Origin of the sequence: Geomesophilobacter sediminis (assembly GCF_016458275.1) — a bacterium.
GTDB classification, from domain to species: domain Bacteria; phylum Desulfobacterota; class Desulfuromonadia; order Geobacterales; family Geobacteraceae; genus Geomesophilobacter; species Geomesophilobacter sediminis.
The window spans coordinates 1-355 of sequence record NZ_JAEMHM010000059.1 but is presented as its reverse complement, the minus strand read 5'-3'; the positions used below and the strand labels follow the sequence as shown (position 1 = coordinate 355).

Below are 355 nucleotides of genomic sequence, written 5' to 3'. Positions count from 1 at the left end.
TTTTCAAAGACCAAGCCGCCGTTCGCGACAGACTCGGCAAGTTACTTCAAACCGCTTCGCCTGTCAACATCTTTTTTCATCGTGCGGTTTTTAAAAAGAGCGACTTCTCTGTGATGACACCGAGGCCACGACGTTGGGGCTCCGGCGCATCAGCGGATTACCCTTATAGCAAAGGCGACCTGCCCGGTCAAACACTTTATGATTTAAGTTTGCTAACCAAATCGCTTAAGCGGCTCGCATCAGATAAATAAACCCTTTTAGAAACGGGTTGTTATCACCGGGCCTGTAAAATCCTTTGTGTAAATGGCCAATTTCGGTTAGAACCCACTCGACAGGAGGGAGCCGATGGCCAGTG

1 protein-coding gene is annotated in these 355 nt (G+C 49.0%); it reads left to right on the top strand.

Annotated elements, in window-relative coordinates; translation table 11 throughout:
• Positions 1–251: hypothetical protein (locus JFN93_RS25395; RefSeq protein ID WP_215907872.1), on the top strand; the 251-nt coding region annotated here is incomplete at its 5' end.
• Positions 252–355: the final 104 nt, after the last annotated feature.